This is a genomic window from Pseudomonas sp. MPR-R2A5 (assembly GCF_058793055.1).
Genome location: NZ_JBXAFK010000013.1, coordinates 35709 through 54091, shown reverse-complemented (window position 1 = coordinate 54091; position 18383 = coordinate 35709). Strand labels below are relative to the sequence as shown.

At 61.5% G+C, this 18383-nt stretch carries 15 protein-coding genes; 4 read left to right on the top strand and 11 right to left on the bottom strand.

The window, feature by feature from the left end:
* Positions 1–286 precede the first annotated feature (286 nt).
* From tcyN to AC1Q6I_RS12075, 4 genes are all read right to left on the bottom strand, one after another.
* Positions 287–1033: an L-cystine ABC transporter ATP-binding protein TcyN gene (gene tcyN / locus AC1Q6I_RS12090; RefSeq protein WP_024072785.1), complete on the bottom strand. Its 747-nt coding sequence runs from the start codon at positions 1031–1033 to the stop codon at positions 287–289.
* A 3-nt stretch (positions 1034–1036) separates the two neighbouring features.
* Positions 1037–1702 carry a cystine ABC transporter permease gene (tcyL, locus tag AC1Q6I_RS12085; RefSeq protein WP_032884921.1) on the bottom strand — a complete coding sequence of 222 codons (666 nt, stop codon included), beginning with the start codon at positions 1700–1702 and terminating at the stop codon, positions 1037–1039.
* Positions 1702–2496, bottom strand: a complete 795-nt coding sequence (tcyJ, locus tag AC1Q6I_RS12080) for a cystine ABC transporter substrate-binding protein (protein WP_024072787.1) — start codon at positions 2494–2496, stop codon at positions 1702–1704. The genes tcyL and tcyJ overlap by 1 nt, the downstream gene beginning before the upstream one ends.
* A gap of 279 nt (positions 2497–2775) precedes the next feature.
* Complete coding sequence (locus AC1Q6I_RS12075; RefSeq protein ID WP_102625254.1) at positions 2776–3771, bottom strand: D-cysteine desulfhydrase; 996 nt, start codon at positions 3769–3771, stop codon at positions 2776–2778.
* A 166-nt stretch (positions 3772–3937) separates the two neighbouring features.
* Here AC1Q6I_RS12075 and epsC point away from each other — a divergent pair, with 166 nt between their 5' ends.
* From epsC to mgrA, 4 genes are all read left to right on the top strand, one after another.
* Complete coding sequence (gene epsC, locus AC1Q6I_RS12070) at positions 3938–4864, top strand: serine O-acetyltransferase EpsC (RefSeq protein WP_041160815.1); 927 nt, start codon at positions 3938–3940, stop codon at positions 4862–4864.
* 424 nt (positions 4865–5288) lie between these two features.
* Positions 5289–7250, top strand: a complete 1962-nt coding sequence (gene betT, locus AC1Q6I_RS12065; RefSeq protein ID WP_172831369.1) for a choline transporter BetT — start codon at positions 5289–5291, stop codon at positions 7248–7250.
* 187 nt (positions 7251–7437) lie between these two features.
* Positions 7438–8787, top strand: a complete 1350-nt coding sequence (locus tag AC1Q6I_RS12060) for an OprD family outer membrane porin (RefSeq protein WP_024072791.1) — start codon at positions 7438–7440, stop codon at positions 8785–8787.
* A gap of 108 nt (positions 8788–8895) precedes the next feature.
* Entirely contained in the window at positions 8896–9933 is a 1038-nt protein-coding gene (gene mgrA, locus AC1Q6I_RS12055; protein WP_102625253.1) for an L-glyceraldehyde 3-phosphate reductase, read from the top strand.
* 67 nt (positions 9934–10000) lie between these two features.
* Here the strand turns inward: mgrA and tauD are convergent, their stop codons facing one another.
* The 7 genes from tauD to AC1Q6I_RS12020 form a co-directional block, all read right to left on the bottom strand.
* Complete coding sequence (gene tauD, locus AC1Q6I_RS12050) at positions 10001–10837, bottom strand: taurine dioxygenase (protein ID WP_102625252.1); 837 nt, start codon at positions 10835–10837, stop codon at positions 10001–10003.
* An 11-nt stretch (positions 10838–10848) separates the two neighbouring features.
* A complete protein-coding gene (tauC, locus tag AC1Q6I_RS12045) occupies positions 10849–11685 on the bottom strand; it encodes a taurine ABC transporter permease TauC (RefSeq protein ID WP_102625251.1) in 837 nt (278 codons plus the stop codon).
* Positions 11682–12461 (bottom strand): taurine ABC transporter ATP-binding subunit, encoded by a 780-nt coding sequence (gene tauB / locus AC1Q6I_RS12040; RefSeq protein WP_102625250.1) that lies wholly within the window; start codon positions 12459–12461, stop codon positions 11682–11684. The genes tauC and tauB overlap by 4 nt, the downstream gene beginning before the upstream one ends.
* 18 nt (positions 12462–12479) lie before the next feature.
* The gene (gene tauA / locus AC1Q6I_RS12035) at positions 12480–13457 is read right to left on the bottom strand and encodes a taurine ABC transporter substrate-binding protein (protein ID WP_024072796.1); all 978 of its coding nucleotides are present in this window, start codon (positions 13455–13457) and stop codon (positions 12480–12482) included.
* 370 nt (positions 13458–13827) lie between these two features.
* Positions 13828–15411: a glutamate--cysteine ligase gene (gene gshA / locus AC1Q6I_RS12030; RefSeq protein ID WP_069075036.1), complete on the bottom strand. Its 1584-nt coding sequence runs from the start codon at positions 15409–15411 to the stop codon at positions 13828–13830.
* Between the two features lie 214 nt (positions 15412–15625).
* Positions 15626–16009 carry a PaaI family thioesterase gene (locus AC1Q6I_RS12025; protein WP_024072798.1) on the bottom strand — a complete coding sequence of 128 codons (384 nt, stop codon included), beginning with the start codon at positions 16007–16009 and terminating at the stop codon, positions 15626–15628.
* Positions 16009–18333 (bottom strand): Tex family protein, encoded by a 2325-nt coding sequence (locus AC1Q6I_RS12020; protein WP_102625249.1) that lies wholly within the window; start codon positions 18331–18333, stop codon positions 16009–16011. Before AC1Q6I_RS12020 ends, AC1Q6I_RS12025 begins: the two co-directional genes overlap by 1 nt.
* Between the last annotated feature and the right edge of the window lie 50 nt (positions 18334–18383).

The following is an 18383-nucleotide window of genomic DNA, read 5'->3' as shown; positions in this document are numbered from 1 at the left end:
CCGGGATAGGATCCAATCCTCTGGGTGCTAGATAAGAGGGTTGGCCAGGGAGCGTCAATGGCGGCAAAAGGCTAAACGGCGGGTTCGGGAAGATTCAGAAGGGTCTGACTGGGCGGGGGATTTTAAGAGGGGGTGGTGGGGCGATTTACTGGCTGGAACGAAGCATTCCTGTAGGAGCTGGCTTGCCAGCGAAGACCGTCCAGACGACACGGTTAATCCGGTTAAACGCGTTATCGTTGACGATTTTCGCTGGCAAGCCAGCTCCTACAGGGTTACAGGGTGGGTCTCAGTGGGCCAGGAATTTGCTCAGGAACTGCCGGGTCCGTTCTTCCTTGGGGTTGGCGAACAGCGCCTTGGCTTCACCCTGTTCGACGATCACGCCCTTGTCGAAGAAGATCACCCGGTTGGCCACATCACGGGCAAAGCTCATCTCGTGGGTGACGATGACCATGGTGCGGTTTTCTTCGGCCAGGCTGCGAATGGTCGCCAGCACTTCACCCACCAACTCCGGGTCGAGTGCCGAGGTGGGTTCGTCAAACAGGATCACCTCCGGCTCCATGGCCAAGGCGCGGGCAATCGCCACGCGCTGTTGCTGGCCGCCGGACAGGCGCCGTGGGTAGGACGCTTCCTTGCCCGCCAGGCCGACCTTGGCCAACAAACTGCGACCCAGGGTAACCGCCGCTTCGCGGGGCATCTTCTTGACCACGATCGGGCCTTCGATGACGTTTTCCAGTGCGGTGCGGTGGGGGAACAGGTTGAAGTTCTGGAACACAAAGCCCACGTGCTGGCGCAGACGCCGCACCAGGCCCTGTTGCTGGTTGAGCGGCTTGCTGCCGTCGATCTCGATGTCACCCACCTTGATGCGGCCGCTGGTGGGTTCTTCGAGGAAGTTCAGGCAGCGCAGGAAGGTGGTCTTGCCGGAACCGCTGGGGCCGATGATGGCGACGACTTCGCCTTCCTTGACCTCAAGGTCGATACCGTTGAGCACCACCTGGCCGTTGAATTGTTTGGTCAGTTTTTCAACCACGATCATGCTTCAAGACTCCAGGTCATGCCGGTTGACCCGGTCTTCCAGGCGGTTTTGGAAGTGCGCCAGGATGCTTGCCAGCACCCAGTAGATCAGGGCGGCGGACAGATACATGGTGAAAATCTCGAAGGTGCGCGCCGACACCAATTGAGCCTGGCGGAATAGCTCCGGCACCTGGATGGTGGCGGCCAGCGCGGTGTCCTTGACCAGCGAAATAAAGCTGTTGCCCAAAGGTGGCAAGGCGGTGCGCATCGCCTGCGGCAGGATGGCCCGGCGCAGGGTCTGCGCACGGGTCATGCCGATACTGGCGGCGGCTTCCCACTGGCCACGCTCGATGGAAGCGATGGCGGCCCGCAGGATTTCACAGGCGTAGGCGGCCATGTTCAGCGAGAAGCCGATCATCGCCGCCGGGATCGGATCCAGCTCGATGCCCACTTGCGGCAAGCCGTAGTAGATCAGGAACAGCTGTACCAGCAAGGGCGTGCCGCGAAAGAACGACACGTAGACGCGGGCTGTCCAGCTCAGCAGCTTGAAGCGCGACAGCCGCATCAAGGCCAGGCCGAAGCCCAGCAGCAAACCGAAAAACATCCCGCCAAGGCTGAGAATCACCGTGTAATACGCGCCCTTGAGCAGAAAGGGCGCGGAGTCCAGCGCGAGTTGGAAACCTGCTTCCATTATTGAGTGACGTCAGCGTTGAAGTACTTCTCGGACAGCTTCTTCAAGGTGCCGTCGGCGCGCAGCTTGTCGAGGGCCTTGTTCACCGCTTCAAGCAACTCGGGCTCGCCTTTGCGCAGGGCGATACCGGCTTCCTGACGGGAGAAGGCGTCGCCGGCAGCGGCGGTGTCCGGGGCTTTCTTGGCGTATTCCAGGGCCGCCAGGCGGTCGATCAGGATGGCGTCGATACGGCCGATGCGCAGGTCCTGGAACTTGGTCGGGTCATCGTTATAGGTCTTGATAATGGCTTTGGGTTGGTTGTCCTTGAGCCATTGTTCGTAGTTGGTGCCCAGGCCTACCCCGACTTTCTTGCCGGCCAGGTCGTTGGCGGTCTTGATGGTGTCGAGGTTCTTTTTCAGCACCAGCGCCTGGATACCGGAAACGGTGTAAGGCGTGGAGAAGTCGTACTTCTTCTTGCGCTCTTCGGAGATGGTGACTTGGTTGACGACGGCATCCAGGCGCTTGGATTCCAGGGCGGCGAGGATGCCGTCCCATGGCGTGGCCTGGAGCTTGACCTTCACGCCCAGCTCTTTGGCCAGGGCTTCGGACAGTTCGACTTCGAAACCGCTGAGCTTGCCGCTTTCATCGACGAAGCTGAACGGCGGGTAGGTGCCTTCCAGGCCGATTTTGATCTCGCCGGCCTTTTTGATATTGCCCAGTTGCTCGCCGGCAACTGCCTGGCCCAGCCAACCAGCCCCGAGAGCCAGCCCCAATGTGCCGACCAGCAAGGTGCGACGGAATACGGAAATAGTCATGAAGAGCCCCTGTGTTTTTTATGTTGAGCGAAGCAGGTGACGCGGTAGTCGTATCCTGCCTTAAAGCGCGAAGCGCGTCTTCGCCTTCGGCGCGATGATAAAGCCGGGTTTTAAGACTTGAAAATAATATAAATCAATTCATTTATGCTTATCTGGAATATGTAGCGACCCTAATGTGGGAGGGGGCTTGCCCCCGATAGCGGTGTATCAGTAACAAGTGAGCTGGCTGACGCTCCGCTATCGGGGGCAAGCCCCCTCCCATATTCAGCCCGCGTTTATTCAGTTGAAAACCGAGTCATAGGCAAACAACGCCGGTGCCCCACCGGTATGCAGGAAAATAATCGGGCCATCTTCAAAGCGCTGGCGCCCGATACCGTCCAGCAAGCCGGCCATGGCCTTGCCAGTGTAGACCGGGTCCAGCAGCAGGCCTTCCTGGCTTGCCAATAGCTTGACCGCCGAAAGGGTGCCGGCGTTCGGTTCGCCATAACGAGGGCCGAAATATTCGTCCCACAGAATCACCTTGAACGCGTCGGGGATGTCCACGCCGAGCAACTCGGCCGTGCGTTCGGCCAGGCCCTGCACTTTCGGCAACTGCGCTTCCTCGGTGCGCGACACCGTAACGCCGATTACCGGCAACTTCGGCAGCATTTCGCTCAAGGCCAGTGCCAGGCCGCTGTGGGTACCGGCGCTGCCGGAGGCCAGCACCACGGCGGCAAACTCGATCCCTCTGGCCTCGATCTGCCCGGCCAGTTCCAGGCCGGCGCGCACGTAGCCCAGGGCGCCGAGTGCATTGGAGCCGCCGATGGGGACGAGGTAAGGCTTCTTGCCGTTGCTGCGCAGGCGTTCGGCGAGGGCGTTGAGTTGCTCGTCGACGTTGTCGAGGTTCTCCACCAACTCGACCTTGGCGTCGAACAGCTCCAGCAGCAGGCGGTTGCCGTTGCCCAGGTAGTTGGGGTCTTCGGTGCCGGTGGGGTTTTCCAGCAGGGCGACGCAGCCCAGGCCGAGCTTGGCGGCGAGCGCGGCGGTCTGGCGTACGTGGTTGGACTGGATGGCGCCAGCGGTCACCAGGGTGTCGGCCCCCTGGGCGAGGGCATCGGCGGCCAGGTATTCGAGTTTGCGCAGCTTGTTGCCGCCCAGGGCCAACGGCGTGGTGTCATCGCGTTTGACGTAGATATCGCGTCCCAGCCAGGTCGACAGCCGCTCGAGTTTTTCCAGGGCGGTGGCACCGCCCAGCAGTTCCAGACGGTTAAAGCGGTCGAGCTGTTGTTTGATCATGGCTACGCACGGTTGCTAAGTGATGGAGGGACTATAGGCAGGCACTTTTCATCGGGCAACCGTCAATCGCATATGCCGGAAGGTTCTTAGCATCACACCATTGGTTCTTAAGGGCGGCCGGGGTGCATACCGTAAAGTGATGGCCATTTCGTCAGGAGTGAATACCGTGAGTGAGCGTTCCAGTCATTGGCAATTACAGACCATCGTCAGCCAACTGCGCGGCGCCCGTGACCAGTGGCGTGCGCGCAATGGCCGTTTGAGCGGCGAGCACGGCGGGCGTGAGCTGCCCTCGCGCGAAGCGGTGGCGCAGATTCTTGAAGCGCTGTGTGGTGCGCTGTTCCCGATGCGCCTGGGGCCGGTGGACCTGCGTGAAGAGAGTGAAGATTTCTACGTCGGGCATACCCTCGATGTTGCCCTCAACGCCTTGCTCGCTCAGGCGCGCCTGGAACTGCGCTATGCCGCCCGGCAAAGCGGCCAGGACGACAGCGACGTCGACGCCCTTGCCATCCGCTTGATCCAGGACTTCGCCCTGGCCTTGCCGTCCCTGCGCAGCCTGCTCGACACCGACGTGCTGGCCGCTTACCACGGCGACCCTGCCGCGCGCAGCGTGGACGAAGTGCTGCTGTGCTATCCGGGGATCCTCGCGGTGATTCACCATCGCCTGGCGCACCATCTGTACCGGGCCGGCCTGCCGCTTTTGGCGCGGATCAGCGCGGAAATCGCCCACTCGGCCACGGGCATCGACATTCACCCCGGCGCGCAGATTGGCCCAAGCTTCTTTATCGACCATGGGACCGGCGTGGTGATCGGCGAAACCGCGATCATCGGTGAGCGGGTGCGCATCTACCAGGCCGTGACCCTTGGCGCCAAGCGTTTCCCGGCAGATGAAGATGGGCAGTTGCAGAAGGGCCATCCGCGCCATCCGATTGTCGAGGATGACGTGGTGATCTATGCCGGGGCGACGATCCTCGGGCGGATCACCATCGGCAAGGGTTCGACCATTGGCGGCAACGTGTGGCTGACCCGCAGTGTGCCGGCGGGGGCGAATATTACGCAGGCGAATTTGCAGCATGATGATGGGGCGCAGAAATAGCGCCGGTCTTGAAAATCACACACAACCCTGTGGGAGGGGGCTTGCCCCCGATATAGGTGGTTCAGTCAATGCATCTGTGACTGACACACCGCTATCGGGGGCAAGCCCCCTCCCACATTTTGTGACTGCATTGCAAAGTTGAGCCGTATTTCAGTCAGTAATCGCTGAACGATTTGCCTCTCCCACCCGTCATACCAATCCTTGAGCTGATGTAGGAATCCCCTACCACTCGGCCCTGCGATTAGTCCCAGACTGCCTATCCATGTTTAACTTGAATGCTCGTTCAAGTTAAACCGGTGGTTCGCTGCCCGCTCACAACAGGAGGCTTACCTTTGCTGAGTCCGTTATTCACAGCCACATCCTTCACCCTCGGGGTGCATCGTTCATGAGTGCATCGTCCACCCCAGCCAGCGGCCTGGTGCGCATGAATGCGCCCGTCTTCTACTTTGCCGCGACCTTCATCCTGCTGTTCGGCATCACTGTCATCGCTATCCCGCAACAGGCTGGTGCCTGGCTGCTGGCGGCGCAAAACTGGGCGGCCAATACGGTCGGCTGGTACTACATGCTGGCGATGACCCTGTATCTGGTCTTCGTGGTGGTCACCGCGTTATCGGGCTACGGCAAGATAAAACTCGGTGCCGACCACGACGAGCCCGAATTCAGTTACCTGTCCTGGGCCGGCATGCTGTTCGCCGCCGGCATCAGCATCACGCTGTTTTTCTTCTGCGTTTCCGAGCCGCTGACCCACCTGGTGCAACCGCCCCAGGGCGAAGCGATGAATGCCGATGCCGCGCGCCAGGCTATGCAGATTCTCTTCCTGCACTGGGGCCTGCATGGTTGGGGGGTGTTTGCCTTTGTCGGCATGGCCCTGGCGTACTTCGCCTACCGGCATAACCTGCCGCTGGCCCTGCGCTCGGCGCTGTACCCGCTGATCGGCAAACGCATCAATGGCCCTATCGGCTATGCGGTGGACGGCTTCGGCATCATCGCCACGGTGTTTGGCCTGGGTGCCGACATGGGCTTTGGCGTGCTGCACCTCAACTCCGGCCTCGACTACCTGTTCGGGGTTGCCCACACGCAGTGGATCCAGGTCGGCTTGATCACCTTGATGATGGGCGCGGCGATCCTCGTCGCCGTGGCCGGCGTCGACAAGGGTGTGCGGGTGATGTCCGACATCAACATGCTGCTGGCCTGCGCGCTGCTGCTGTTCGTGTTGTTTGCCGGCCCCACCCAGCACTTGCTCAACACCCTGATCCAGAACATCGGTGATTACCTGGGTGCGCTGCCGACCAAGAGTTTCGATGTGTACGCCTACGACAAACCGAGCGACTGGCTGGGCGGCTGGACGGTGTTCTACTGGGCCTGGTGGATCGCATGGTCACCGTTCGTGGGCCTGTTTATCGCACGGATTTCCCGTGGCCGGACCATCCGCGAATTCGTGTTCGGCGTGCTGCTGATCCCGCTGGGTTTCACCCTGGCGTGGATGTCGATTTTCGGCAACAGCGCTATCGACCAGGTGCTCAACCACGGGATGACCGCGCTCGGTCAGTCGGCCATCGATGACCCCTCGATGAGCCTCTACCTGCTGCTGGAAACCTACCCGTGGAGCAAAACCGTCATCGCGGTCACGGTGTTTATCAGCTTCGTGTTCTTCGTCACGTCGGCCGACTCCGGCACGGTGGTGCTCTCAACCCTGTCGTCCAAGGGCGGCAACGCCGATGAAGACGGGCCGAAATGGCTGCGGGTGTTCTGGGGCGCCATGACCGCGCTGGTCACCAGTGCGTTGTTGTTTGCCGGCAGCATCGACTCGCTGAAGTCGGCCGTGGTGCTGACCTCATTGCCGTTCTCGCTGATCCTCTTGCTGATGATGTGGGGGCTGCACAAGGCCTTCTACCTCGAATCGCAAAAGCGCATCGCCCAGTTGCATTCGCTGGCGCCGGTGTCGGCCTCGCGCAAAGGCAAGGGCGGTTGGCGCCAGCGCCTGAGCCAGGCGGTGCACTTCCCATCGCGGGACGAGGTGTACCGCTTCCTCGAATCGACCGTGCGCCCGGCGATCGAAGAAGTGACAGCGGTGTTTGTCGAGAAGGGGCTCTCGGTCGTGACTCAGCCCGATCCTTCCAACGACAGCGTCAGCCTGGAAATCGGCCACGGCGAGGAGCACCCGTTCATCTACCAGGTGCAGATGCGCGGCTACTTCACGCCGTCGTTTGCCCGTGGCGGCATGGGTTCCAAAGAGATCAACAACCGTCGCTACTACCGCGCGGAAGTGCACTTGAGCGAGGGCAGCCAGGACTACGACCTGGTGGGCTACACCAAGGAGCAGATCATCAACGACATCCTCGACCAGTACGAGCGGCACCTGCAGTTTTTGCACTTGGTTCGCTAGCCGTTTGTGGGAGGGGGCTGGCCCCCTCCCACAAAAAACCGCGCAAGGCCCTGAATTCACGGGCTTTCTTAAATTTAATTTCATCCGCCTGCGCGCCGTTTTGACGCGTAACTGTCATCTGGCCACTGCGTAATTGTGTGAAGCGTTTGACGCTTTCATTTCAGAACAGTGACGGAGACCGGTACCCATGAAGACGTTTTTAAGCCCTGTGGTGGGAGCCGCCATGGCGAGCTTTATGCTGTCTGCCCATGCCGATTTTATCGATGACAGCCACGCCGACGTGACCCTGCTCAACCGCTACCTCAACCAGCAGGGGCGTGACGTGGTTGGCAGCAATGCCAAGGCCCACAGCATTCGGGATTGGGGCCAGGGGTTCGAGTTCAACTTCAAATCGGGCTACACCGAGGGGCCGGTTGGCTTTGGCTTGGACCTGCAAGCGTTCTACGGCTTGAAGCTGGATTCCGGCGGCGACCTCAACGACAAGGACCACCAGGGCCGCTACCCTGGCAGCATGTTCCCGCTGGACAACGGCAAGTCCGCCGACCAATTCGGTGTGCTCAGCCCGACTTTCAAGATGCGCTTTGCCAAGGATGAGTTGCGCGTTGGCACGCTGTACGGCAACAACCCGGTGCTGGCCAACACCGACGGGCGCCTGTACCAGCAGACCAACACCGGTGTGCAACTGGTGTCCAAGGACCTCAGTGACTTTACCTTCACCGGCGGCGATATTTTCAAGACCAAGATCCGCAACGAAACCGGCGACCAGGGCATGATCACCGCCGGCGGGACCAAAGAAAGTGACCGCTTCCTGTTCGGCGGTGCGGACTACACCGGCCTACAGAACACCACTGTCAGCTTGTGGTACTCCAACCTTGAGGATTACTACCAGCAGTTCTTCCTCGGCGCCAAGCGCCATGACGCCTTGTCAGTCGGTGCGATCGACACCGATGTACGCGTGTTCCGCAGCCTGGGGGTAGGCGGTAACGCCGATGGCGACAAAGACTTTGCCGGCGCCGGTTTATATGGCGATGGCAGCACCAAGGGGCGCATCAACCAGTCCACCGTCAGCCTGCTGGAAAGCTACAGCCTGGAGGGCCATACCGTCGGCCTGGGCATCCAGAAAAACAGTGGCGACAGCGACTTCCCGTACCTGGATTCCGGCCTGAACAGCGGCGATAACCGGCAAGGGCCTGGCTCGGGTGCCGACACTCCGGCGTTGACCAACATGCAGTTGAACAAATTCCAGCACGCGGGTGAGCGCACCTGGCTGGCGCAATACAAATATGACTTCGGCAAGCTTGGCCTCAACGGCCTGACGTTCTCCGCTGCCTATGCCCACGGCGATGACATCCGCACTGCCCAAGGCACCACCAGCGAATGGGAACGTAACGTGGCCGTGGCCTATCAAGTGCCGACCGGGACCCTCAAGGGCCTTGGTGTCACATGGAAAAACGCGCACGCCAGCCCGGACATTACCGGCGCCACGGTGCAGGACGAAAACCGCTTCTATGTCAGCTATGTCGTTCCCCTCTGGTAGGCAATTGCTGTAAAACGGAAAGGCAGACTTAAGCGATTCAGCTGGTTAAAAGGCCTGGGAATATCGTTATTCCCAGGCCTTATTTGCCTACGTCCAAGAGAGGATTCGATGACTTACATTGCTGCCGAAAACCGCTATGAATCTATCCCGTATCGCCGCGTAGGCCGCAGTGGACTGGTGCTGCCGGCACTGTCCCTGGGCCTGTGGCACAACTTTGGCGACAGCACCCCGATCGACACACAACGCGCCCTGTTGCGCACCGCGTTCGACCTTGGGATCAACCACTTCGACCTGGCCAACAACTACGGCCCACCCTACGGCAGCGCCGAGATCAACTTCGGCCGTTTGCTGCGCGAAGACTTCAAGCACTACCGCGACGAATTGATCATCTCCAGCAAAGCCGGTTGGGACATGTGGCCGGGCCCTTACGGCCAGGGCGGCGGCTCGCGCAAATATGTGCTGGCAAGCCTGGACCAGAGCCTGCAACGCCTGGGCGTCGACTACGTGGATATTTTCTACTCCCACCGCTTCGACGCCGACACCCCCCTGGAAGAAACCGCCAGCGCCCTCGCCACCGCCGTGCAACAGGGCAAGGCGCTGTACATCGGTATCTCTTCTTACTCCGGTGTGAAAACCCGCGAAATCGCCACCCTGCTCAAAGAGTGGAAAGTGCCGCTGCTGATCCACCAACCGGCCTATAACCTGCTTAACCGCTGGGTGGAAAAAGACCTGCTGGACACCACCGAAGAACTCGGCGCCGGGGTGATCGCATTCACGCCGCTGGCCCAGGGCCTGCTCACCGACAAGTACCTCAACGGCGTGCCGGCCGACGCCCGGGTCAACCGTCCGGGTGGCGGTTCGTTGCAGGCCAAGCACCTGTCTGAAACCAACATCGCCCACGTACGTGCACTGAACGAAATCGCCCAGCGCCGTGGCCAAAGCCTGGCGCAACTGGCGCTGGCCTGGACCTTGCGTGACCCTCGGGTGACCAGCGCGCTGATCGGTGCAAGCCGGCCGGAGCAGATCATCGAGAACGTCGGGGCGTTGAAGAACTTGAGCTTCACCGCCGAGGAACTGGCGGAGATCGATCGGTTTGCGCAGGAAGGCGGGATCAACTTGTGGGAAAAGCCATCCAGCGCTGAATAACCCGGCTGCACTGGGTCAATGAGGGAGGGAGCAAGCCCCCTCCCTCATTTGATTTTCAGTGTGGCGACTAGAACGGCACATCCCCAAGAATCGTCGCCCGATGCATCACCCGCCGTTGCGGCCGGTAGTCATCCACCGCGTAATGCTGGGTTACGCGGTTATCCCAGAACGCCACGTCATTTTCCTGCCAGCGCCAGCGAATGGTGAACTCCGGGCGGGTCGCATGGGCGAACAACAGCTTGAGGATCGCCTCGCTTTCAGCAGGCTCAAGCTCATTGATCCTGGTGGTGAAGCCCTCACTGACGAACAGCGACTTGCGCCCACTCACCGGATGCGTGCGCACCACAGGGTGTGACAGCGGTGGGTTCTTCTTGCGGGTTTCTTCCCAGCGCGCCAGGTCTTCGGTGGTGTTGCCGAAGCGCTCCAGCGGGAAGGACTTGATGAAGTCATGGGTTGCCGTCAGCCCGTTGAGCAGCACTTTCAACGGCTCCGACAACGCCTCGTACGCGGCAATGCCACTGGCCCACAACGTGTCGCCACCAAACGCGGGCAACTGCTTGGCACTCAACACCGCGCCGAGGGCAGGGGTGGGCAGGAAGGTCACGTCGGTGTGCCATACGGCATTGTCGCGTACGTCGGTGACGGCGGTGTCGAGGATCAGCACTTCGGGCTGTTCCGGCACGTTGGGGTAGATCGGGTGGATGTGCAGGTCGCCGAAATTCGCCGCAAACCGCGCCTGTTGCTGCGGCGTGATCGGCTGGTCGCGGAAGAACAGCACGGAGTGGGTGAGCAACGCCTGTTCGATGGCGTCGCGTTGTTCGATGTTCAGCGGTTGGGTGATATCCACGCCACTGATCTGGGCGCCCAGGGCGGTGCTCAATGGGGTAACGGTCAGGCTGCTCATGCTGTTCTCACTTAATGTGCCTGGCCGTGCCATGGCACTAATTTACGCTGCAGGGCGCGCAGGCCCATTTCCATGGCGAAGGCGATCAGTGCGATCACCAGAATGCCAAGCACCACCACATCGGTGACCAGGAATTGCGCCGCTGACTGCACCATGAAACCCAGGCCGCTGGTGGCGGCGATCAACTCGGCGGCGACCAGGGTCGACCAGCCCACCCCTAAACCAATGCGCACGCCGGTGAGAATGTCCGGCAGCGCGCTGGGCAGGATCACATGGCGGATCAACTGCGCGCGGGTGGCGCCCAATGACTGCGCGGCGCGCAGCTTGGCCGGGTCGACGGTGCGCACACCGGTCGCGGTGGCGATGGCGATCGGCGCAAAGATCGCCAGGTAAATCAGCAACACCTTGGACAGCTCGCCGATACCGCACCAGATCACGATCAACGGCAGGTAGGCCAGGGGCGGAATCGGCCGGTAGAACTCGATCAGCGGGTCGAGAATGCCGCGGGCAATGCGGTTGGAACCGATGGCAATACCCACGGGCACGGCGGTCAACACCGCAAAGCCCAAGCCCAGGCCGATACGGCTGAGGCTCGCGCCCAGGTGCTGCCACAGAGTGGAATCCATGTAGCCGGAGGTCGCCAGCAACCAGCCCTTTTGCAGCACGGCGGATGGCGGCGGCAGGAACAGCGGTTCGATCAAGCCCGTGGCGGTCACCGCCCACCAGATCGCCAGCAAGGCGACCAGGGTCAGCAGGCTGATCCAGCGTGTGCTCAAGCTGCGACGCGCGGGGATAACCACGTGCGCTACCGGCTTTGCAGCGGTGGCGGGGAGTTCGTAGCTGCTCATGCGGACACCTGCCGTTGCGAGAACACTTTGCCCAGCACGTGTTCGCGGGTTTCGATAAAGCGTGGGTCGGACTTGATCGCACGCGCCGCTTCACCGGCCGCGTAGCGCTGGCCGAAGTCCAGGTGCAGGCGCTCGACGATCTGGCCTGGGTTGGGCGCCAGCAGGATCAGGTCGGTGGCAAGAAACACGGCCTCTTCGATGTCATGGGTAATCAGGAAGGTCGGCTTGGCCGTGCGCTTCCAGACTTGCAGCAACAGCTCCTGCATCTGCTCGCGGGTGAAGGCATCGAGGGCACCGAAGGGTTCGTCCATCAGCAATACGCGAGGATCTGCCGCCAGGGCGCGAGCCAGGCCCACGCGCTGTTTCTGCCCGCCTGACAGTTGCCAGATGCGGCGGCTGTCAAAACCGGCCAGGTCCACCAGCGCGAGCATTTCCCGCGCACGCGTTTCGCGTTGCGCCTTGGGCACGCCGGCCAGCTCAAGGCCAAAACCGACGTTGGCCAGCACGTCCTGCCAGGGCAGCAGGGCGTCGTCCTGGAACACCACGCCGCGTTCGGCGCTGGGGCCTTTGACCGGTATGCCATCGAGGGTGATGCGCCCGGCAGAAGGTTCGACAAAGCCGGCGATCAGGTTCAACAGCGAAGTCTTGCCACTGCCGGACGGGCCGAGGGCCACCAGCAATTGCTGAGGCCCAAGGTTCAGTGAAATGTCAGCCAGTACCGGTTCTGTGGCGCCTGGGTACTGTGCGCTGATGCGCTCCAGTTGTAGCAAGGCCATCGCGATGAACTCCTTGAATCAGTGGGTGATGAACTTGGCGCTGACGTAAGGGGCGTAGTCCGGCAGCACGGCCTCGACCTTGCCTTGTTCCTTGAGGAACGCGGCGGTATCGGTCACCGCCTTGGTGGTCGGTGCGCCCAGCAGGGTCACCTGGTCAGCGGCCAGCGGGTAGACGTTGCCTTGCAGCAGCAACGGGATGTCGCTGGCCTTGGCGCCGGAGAGTTTCACCAGCTTGTCGACGTTGCCTTTGTCGGCCAGCCAGGCTTGTGGGTCTTTGCGGTACTCGGCGTAGGCGTCGAGCGTGACTTTGGCGAACGCGCTGACGATTTCCGGGTGTTTCTCGGCAAAGTCCTTACGCACGATCCACGCATCGAAGGTGGGCGCACCGAACTTGGCCAGTTCGCCGGAGGTGATCAGCACCTTGCCGTTTTCCTTGGCTACGCCCAGGGCTGGGTCCCACACGTAGGTGGCGTCGATATCACCGCGCTTCCAGGCGGCGATGATTGCCGGTGGTGCGAGGTTGAGGATGGTGACTTTCGACGGGTCGATATTCCAATGCTTCAACGCGGCCAACAGGCTGTAGTGGCCGGTGGATACGAACGGTACCGCGACTTTCTTGCCGATCAGGTCCTGGGGGCCGTTGATCCCGGAACCGTTGCGCGCCACCAGGGCTTCGGCACCGCCGATCTGGGTGGCGACGAGGAAGGTTTCCACTGGCACTTTGCGTGTGATCGCAGCGGTCAGCGGGCTGGAACCGAGGTAGCCGATTTGCACATCGCCGGAGGCGATGGCGGCGATGATATCGGCGCCGTTGTCGAATTTGCGCCAGTCGATCTTGGCGTGGGTGGCTTTTTCATAAGCACCGTCGGCCTGGGCGACTTTGGCCGGGTCCACGGTGGTCTGGTAGGCGATGGTCACATCCGCCGCCTGGGCAAACAGGCTGGCACCGGCCAGGGACAACGCCGCCAAGAGGCGCAGAGGGGTAAGCAGTTTCAAGGGGAAGCTCCTCAATCAAGCGGCCGAGGGTCGGCATGTGAGGAGACTAAATGATCTAAGAATCCGAAAATAAATAACATTTTCGAATTAGCTTATGTGGAGAAAAGTTGAGGCTGATCTTGAGATTGAAGAAGGCAAATGTGGGAGGGGGCAAGCCCGAATGCCAGTCAGTTAAGGCTTTTTTGTAGGAGCGAGGGGGACGCCTAGTTCTTGCTCGCGAAAAACCTCAACGATAACGCGCGTGTCGTGAATGAACGCGGCGCCTGTGAGTTTTTCGCGAGCAAGAACTAGGCGTCCCCCTCGCTCCTACAGAAGGCGATTTACGCTGGCATTAGGGCAAGCCCCCTGCCACAGGGGACCGAGTAGGTTCTTAGTTACTGATGGCGAGGATGCTCGCCTGGTACGACCCGACAAACACATCAAAGTCGCCCACTTCGTTCTGCTCCAGTTCCGCCTGTTGTGCCAGCGACGTGCGCGCCAGCTCTTCAAAGCGCGCCTGCTCAGCAGCTGGCAGTGGCTCCTGGCGGAAATGCTCGGCATGCACCTCGCTTTGGTGCAGGGAGAACTGCGCGAAGCTTTCCTTGCGTTCGGCCATCGCCGCCAGCACTTGGGCCGAGGGGGTCAGCGACGGGTCGTTGACCTTGGCCAACTGAGCGTCCAGCGCCTGGCTGTGCTCGGTGATGCCGTGGCTTTCATCAAGCAGGGCTGCCAGGGGCGCTATCTGCTCCAGCAACTCGGTGGCCCATTCCTTCATGTCCACGGCCTGGCCCTTGCGCTGCAATTGCAGGCCGGGGCGGCGGCCTTCCTTGACCACGCTGAGGAAGTTGGAGGTGGCGTTGCCGCACTCGTTGTTGGCGAACAACGGGCTGTCGTTCAGCGCGCAATACAACAGGAAGGCGTCGAGGAAGCGCGACTCCGGCAGGTCGATGCCCATCGGCAGGAACGGGTTGATGTCCAGGCAACGCACTTCGATGTACTGGATGCCGCGCGCCATCAGCGCCTGGATCGGCCGCTCGCCGGTGTAGGTCACGCGCTTGGGGCGGATGTTGGAGTAGTACTCGTTTTCGATCTGCAGGATGTTGGTGTTGAGCTGAACCCATTCACCATCCTTGTGGGTGCCGATTTCGACGTAGGGCGCGTAGGGCGTTGCGACTGCCTTGCGCAGGCTGTCGGTGTAGCTGGCGAGGTCGTTGTAGCACGGCGTCAGGCCGGCCTGGGCGTTGCTCTGGTAACCCAGGTCGCTCATGCGCAGGCTGGTGGCGTACGGCAGGTACAGGGTGTCGGCATCCAGCACTTCCAGTTGGTGCGAGCGCCCGCGCAGGAAGCCGGCGTCCAGGGCCGGCGAGGCGCCGAACAGGTACATCAGCAGCCAGCTGTAGCGGCGGAAGTTACGGATCAGCGCGATATAGGCGTCGGACTGGTAGTCGCGGTCGGTGCCAACAAAACCTTCGGTTTCCTTGAGCAGTGGCCACAGCTGTTCCGGCAACGAGAAGTTGTAGTGAATCCCGGCGATGCATTGCATGGTCTTGCCGTAACGCAAGGCCAGGCCCTTGCGGTACACATACTTGAGCTGGCCGATATTGGAGGTGCCGTAGTAGGCAATCGGAATATCTTCCTCGGCCGGCAACGGGCACGGCATCGAGGGGCTCCACAGGTATTCGCTGCCGAGCTTGGAATAAGCGAAGCGATGGATCTTGTCCAGGCTGCTCAGGGTATCGGCCGGGTTGGGCAGGGCTGGTGTAATGAACTCCAGCAGCGATTCCGAGTAGTCGGTGGTGATCTGCTCATGGGTCAACGCGGCGCCCAGGGCTTCAGGGTGCGGGGTTTGCGCCAGGCGTCCCTCACTGGTGACACGCAGGCATTCGCGCTCGATGCCATGCAGGCAATGCTCTAGCAGGGAGAGGTGTTCGCGCTTGCCGAGCAGGGCCAGGCGGCGGTTGAGAAGTTCGCTCAAGTTGGATTCCTTCACGCGTCAGTCGCCCCAATATGGGGGTGGGCAGGACGGTCTACAAGGGTGAAGTTAAAACTGGCGTTATCGCCTGGTTTTGAGTCGATTTGACTCGCTTTGAAAAAGCCTACTTCACTCCATGAATTGGGCTATAGCGCAGCAAGAAAATTCCGACGCCGTTATCGCAGCGCCGAAATTAACTCAAATCGAGGGTGGGGAGCTATAGGACAGCGAAGGTGCCTTGCGCTTTTGCGACAAGTCTTTCGTCCTGGTACACGTCAGCCTCGACCACCAGCGTGCGACGGCCTGCGTGGATCACTCGGGAGGTGCACAGCACATCACCGTCTTCCACGGCGCGGATGTAGTTGATCTTGCACTCGATGGTCGCGCTCTGCTGGTCGAACCCATGGGAACTGGAGCACGCCAGCCCCATGGTGATGTCCACCAGGCTGAAAATCGCCCCGCCATGGAGCTTGCCTGCGCGGTTGCGCAAGTGCGGCTCCAGGGTCAGGGCCACCTCGGCAACGCCTGGCTCCAGGCGTTGCAGGCGGCAGCCGATCAGCTCGCTGAACGCGCTCTGGGTCAAGCCGGCTGGGATCTCCATCAGCGCTTCTTCAACTGCTTGGCATTGGCGAACAGCGAAGCCATGGCGTTGTTGGCCGGGGCGGCGGTCGCGGTTTCCTTGCGCGGCGCGTTGTTCTGCGACTGCCGGGGGGCCGAGCCTGGGCGTGCGCCACGTGCGCCGTCGATTTTCTCGCCGGGGGTGTCGCTCATGCGCATCGACAGGCCGACGCGTTTGCGCGGGATGTCGACTTCCATGACCTTGACCTTGACCACATCACCGGCTTTCACCGCTTCGCGCGGGTCCTTGATGAACTTCTCCGAAAGTGCAGAGATATGCACCAAGCCGTCCTGATGCACGCCGATGTCCACGAAGGCGCCGAAGTTGGTCACGTTGGTCACCACGCCTTCGAGGATCATGCCCAGTTGCAGGTCCTTGAGGTCTTCGACGCCATCCTGGAACTCGGCGGTCTTGAACTCGGGACGCGGGTCGCGGCCAGGTTTCTCCAACTCTTGCAGGATGTCGGTGATGGTCGGTACGCCGAAGGTTTCATCGGTGTACTTCTTCGGGTCCAGGCGCTTGAGGAATGCGGCATCGCCGATCAGCGAACGGATATCGCGGTCGGTCTCGGCGGCAATGCGTTGGACCAGCGGGTAGGCTTCCGGGTGGACCGCCGAGGCGTCCAGTGGGTTGTCGCCGTTCATGACGCGCAGGAAGCCGGCGGCCTGTTCGAAGGTTTTTTCACCCAGGCGGGCGACTTTTTTCAGCGCGGCGCGGGTCTTGAACGCACCGTTTTCGTCGCGATGGGTCACGATGTTCTGGGCCAGGGTGGCGTTGAGCCCGGAGATACGCGCCAGCAGTGCGACGGAGGCGGTGTTCACGTCCACGCCCACGGCGTTCACGCAGTCTTCCACGACCGCATCCAGGCCGCGCGCCAGTTTCAGCTGCGACACGTCGTGCTGGTACTGGCCGACGCCGATGGATTTAGGGTCGATCTTCACCAGCTCGGCCAATGGATCCTGCAGGCGACGGGCGATGGACACGGCGCCACGGATCGACACATCGAGGTCCGGGAATTCCTTGGACGCCAGCTCCGACGCCGAATACACCGATGCGCCAGCCTCGGAGACCATCACCTTGGTCATCTTCATTGCTGGGTATTTTTTGATCAGTTCGGCGGCCAGCTTGTCGGTTTCACGGCTGGCGGTGCCGTTGCCGATGGCGATCAGGTCCACGGCGTGCTTGGCGCACAGGGCGGCCAGGATCGCGAGGGTCTGGTCCCACTTGTTGTGCGGTACGTGGGGGTACACGGTGGCGTGGTCCAGCAACTTGCCGGTGGCGTCGACCACGGCGACCTTGCAGCCGGTGCGCAGGCCCGGGTCGAGGCCCAGTGTGGCGCGCGGGCCGGCCGGGGCGGCCAGCAGCAGGTCATGCAGGTTGTGGGCGAATACGTTGATCGCCTCGGTTTCGGCACCGTCGCGCAGCTCGCCGAGCAGGTCGGTTTCCAGGTGGGTGTAGAGCTTGACCTTCCAGGTCCAGCGCACCACTTCACCGAGCCACTTGTCGGCAGGACGGTTCTGGTTCTGGATGCCGAATTGCTGGCCGATCATGCCTTCGCACGGGTGCATGGTACCGGGCAGTTCGTCGCCGACTTTCAGTGCGGAGCTGAGAATGCCTTCGTTGCGGCCGCGGAAAATCGCCAGGGCGCGGTGGGACGGCATGCTTTTCAGCGGTTCGTCGTGTTCGAAATAGTCACGGAACTTGGCGCCTTCTTCCTCTTTGCCGGCGATGACGCGGGCGCTGAGGGTGGCTTCCTGTTTCAGGTAATTGCGCAGTTTTTCCAGCAGGTTGGCGTCTTCGGCGAAACGCTCCATCAGGATGTACTTGGCGCCTTCGAGGGCGGCCTTCACATCGGCGACGCCTTTTTCGGCGTTGATGAAGCGCGCGGCTTCGGTCTCCGGGGTCAGCGACGGGTCGTTGAACAGGCCGTCGGCCAGCTCGCCCAGGCCGGCCTCCAGGGCGATCTGGCCCTTGGTGCGGCGCTTCTGTTTGTAGGGCAGGTAAAGGTCTTCGAGGCGGGTCTTGGTGTCGGCGAGCTTGATGTCGCGTTCCAATTGCGGGGTCAACTTGCCCTGTTCCTCGATGCTGGCGAGGATACTGATGCGCCGTTCGTCGAGTTCTCGCAGGTAGCGCAGGCGTTCTTCCAAGTGTCGCAACTGGATGTCGTCGAGGCTGCCGGTCACTTCTTTTCGGTAACGGGCGATGAAGGGCACCGTGGAGCCTTCATCCAGTAGAGCGACGGCCGCTTCGACCTGTTGTGGGCGTACGCCGAGTTCTTCGGCGATGCGGCTGTTGATGCTGTCCATAAAACCACCTGAAATTCTTAGAAGCAGCTCGCAGGCCCGGAAAACAAGGC